This window comes from uncultured Psychrobacter sp. (assembly GCF_947495825.1).
Classification (GTDB): domain Bacteria; phylum Pseudomonadota; class Gammaproteobacteria; order Pseudomonadales; family Moraxellaceae; genus Psychrobacter.
The window spans coordinates 1-3,014 of record NZ_CANMAH010000020.1; the positions used below are offsets into that span (position 1 = coordinate 1).

Genomic DNA, 3,014 nt, shown 5'->3' on the forward strand with positions numbered 1-3,014 from the left:
GAAAGACGTGACAGCCTGCGATAAGCTTCGGGGAGGCGGCAATATCCTGTGATCCGGAGATTTCTGAATGGGGAAACCCACTTACCATAAGGTAGGTATCCTAATTTATTAGGAGGCGAACGAGGGGAAGTGAAACATCTCAGTACCCTTAGGAAAAGACATCAAATGAGATTCCCCAAGTAGCGGCGAGCGAACGGGGAGGAGCCGATTGATACTAGAATAGAAGAACAGTGTGGGAAAGCTGGCCATAGTGGGTGATAGCCCCGTATTTTAAATTCTAGTATTGACATATTAAGTAGAGCGGGACACGAGAAATCCTGTTTGAAGATGGGGGGACCATCCTCCAAGGCTAAATACTCCTGACTGACCGATAGTGAACCAGTACCGTGAGGGAAAGGCGAAAAGAACCCCTGTGAGGGGAGTGAAATAGAACCTGAAACCGTGTGCGTACAAGCAGTGGGAGCCATCTTGCATGGTGACCGCGTACCTTTTGTATAATGGGTCAGCGACTTATATTCTGTAGCGAGGTTAACCGTTTTGGGGAGCCGTAGGGAAACCGAGTCTTAATAGGGCGATGAGTTGCAGGGTATAGACCCGAAACCGAGTGATCTATCCATGAGCAGGTTGAAAGTGCCGTAACAGGCACCGGAGGACCGAACCCACTGTCGTTGAAAAGCCAGGGGATGACTTGTGGATAGGGGTGAAAGGCTAATCAAACTCGGTGATAGCTGGTTCTCCCCGAAAGCTATTTAGGTAGCGCCTCGGACGAACACCATTGGGGGTAGAGCACTGTTTCGGCTAGGGGGTCATACCGACTTACCAAACCGATGCAAACTCCGAATACCGATGAGTGATATCCGGGAGACACACGGTGGGTGCTAACGTCCATCGTGGAGAGGGAAACAACCCAGACCGCCAGCTAAGGCCCCAAATTCCTAGTTAAGTGGGAAACGAGGTGGGAAGGCATAGACAGCTAGGAGGTTGGCTTAGAAGCAGCCATCCTTTAAAGAAAGCGTAATAGCTCACTAGTCGAGTCGGCCCGCGCGGAAGATGTAACGGGGCTCAAACTAGGAGCCGAAGCTGCGGATTTGAATTTGTTTTCAAGTGGTAGGGGAGCGTTGTGTAAGCCTGAGAAGGTGCATTGTAAAGTGTGCTGGAGGTATCACAAGAGCGAATGCTGACGTGAGTAACGATAATGGGTGTGAAAAGCATCCACGCCGGAAGATCAAGGGTTCCAGTCCAACGTTAATCGGGGCTGGGTGAGTCGACCCCTAAGGCGAGGCCGAAAGGCGTAGTCGATGGGAAATCGGTTAATATTCCGATACTTGTTTATGATGCGATGGAGGGACGGAGAAGGTTATGTCAGCCTAGTGATGGTTATCTAGGTGAAAGGATGTAGGTTTATAGCTTAGGTAAATCCGGGCTATTATATACCGAGATCTGATAGCAAGTCCTACTTGTAGGACGAAGTGGCAAATACCAGGCTTCCAGGAAAAGCTTCTAAGCGATAGTCATAAACGAATCGTACCCTAAACCGACACAGGTGATCAGGTAGAGAATACCAAGGCGCTTGAGAGAACTCTGCTGAAGGAACTAGGCAAAATGGTACCGTAACTTCGGGAGAAGGTACGCTGTTGATGGTGATAGGACTTGCTCCTTGAGCTGTTGGCAGTCGCAGATACCAGGCTGCTGCAACTGTTTATTAAAAACACAGCACTCTGCAAACACGAAAGTGGACGTATAGGGTGTGATGTCTGCCCGGTGCTGGAAGGTTAATTGATGGGCTTAGCGTAAGCGAAGGTCTTGATCGAAGCCCCAGTAAACGGCGGCCGTAACTATAACGGTCCTAAGGTAGCGAAATTCCTTGTCGGGTAAGTTCCGACCTGCACGAATGACATAATGATGGCAGCGCTGTCTCCAGCAGAGACTCAGTGAAATCGAAATCGCAGTGAAGATGCTGTGTACCCGCGGCTAGACGGAAAGACCCCGTGAACCTTTACTACAGCTTTACATTGAACTTTGACCTGACTTGTGCAGGATAGGTGGGAGGCTTTGAAGCCGAGACGCTAGTCTTGGTGGAGCCATCCTTGAAATACCACCCTGGTCATGTTGGGGTTCTAACTCAGGTATAACAATACCGAGGACAATGTATGGTGGGTAGTTTGACTGGGGCGGTCTCCTCCTAAAGAGTAACGGAGGAGTACGAAGGTGCGCTCAGAACGGTCGGAAATCGTTCATAGAGTATAAAGGCAAAAGCGCGCTTAACTGCGAGACCCACAAGTCGAGCAGGTACGAAAGTAGGTCTTAGTGATCCGGTGGTTCTGTATGGAAGGGCCATCGCTCAACGGATAAAAGGTACTCTGGGGATAACAGGCTGATACCGCCCAAGAGTTCATATCGACGGCGGTGTTTGGCACCTCGATGTCGGCTCATCTCATCCTAGGGCTGAAGCAGGTCCTAAGGGTATGGCTGTTCGCCATTTAAAGAGGTACGCGAGCTGGGTTTAGAACGTCGTGAGACAGTTCGGTCCCTATCTACCGTGGGCGTTGGAAATTTGAGAGGATCTGCTCCTAGTACGAGAGGACCAGAGTGGACGAACCACTGGTGTTCGGGTTGTCATGCCAATGGCATTGCCCGGTAGCTACGTTCGGATGGGATAACCGCTGAAAGCATCTAAGCGGGAAGCCCACCTCAAGATTAGATTTCCCCTAAGAGCCGTTCAAGACTAGGACGTTGATAGGCAGGGTGTGGAAGCGCAGCGATGCGTGTAGCTAACCTGTACTAATTGCTCGTTTGGCTTGACCATACAACACCCAAGTGGTTTGTAGCTATCTATCAGAACTTGGTTCTATAGTTAGACAAGCATTATATCGATATCACCTATTACTCTTGATTCAGTCAAGTAGTGTGATAAGTCATACAAAACAACAGACTCATATCTAACCCCCTTTGCTGACGACAATAGCACGATGGCACCACCTGATCCCTTCCCGAACTCAGAAGTGAAACATCGT

At 49.7% G+C, this 3,014-nt stretch carries 2 rRNA genes; both read left to right on the top strand.

The features are described 5' to 3' along the window. Positions 1–2,806, top strand: a 23S ribosomal RNA gene (locus Q0895_RS13355); the annotation flags it as partial. A gap of 145 nt (positions 2,807–2,951) precedes the next feature. After that, positions 2,952–3,014: ribosomal RNA gene (gene rrf, locus Q0895_RS13360) — 5S ribosomal RNA — on the top strand; the annotation flags it as partial.